Source organism: Thalassolituus alkanivorans, from assembly GCF_020447205.1.
Lineage (GTDB): Bacteria > Pseudomonadota > Gammaproteobacteria > Pseudomonadales > Oceanobacteraceae > Venatoribacter > Venatoribacter alkanivorans.
The window spans coordinates 1-206 of the sequence record NZ_JAJAEL010000032.1; the positions used below are offsets into that span (position 1 = coordinate 1).

Sequence of the window (206 nt, forward strand, 5' to 3'; positions counted from 1 at the left end):
AGAATGCCAGCTTCTCTTTCTGCCTCCTGTTTTGCAGACGCCTGCGCACGGGCGATGGACTCGCTGGCGACGGGCATTGTACTGACAAGTCTCGCGCCTAGACCGACGGATTGCATTCTTTTTTTAATAAGGTCAGCGTTATCACCATGGTAGACACTCACCTTGCGCTTGGGGGTATCGAATTCCAATGTGACTTTAGGATGCAC

At 51.9% G+C, this 206-nt stretch carries 1 protein-coding gene; it reads right to left on the minus strand.

Annotated features, from left to right (window positions below):
* A partial coding sequence (locus LGT44_RS10400) for a hypothetical protein (RefSeq protein WP_456243406.1) occupies positions 1-188 on the minus strand: 188 nt, incomplete at its 3' end.
* Positions 189-206: the final 18 nt, after the last annotated feature.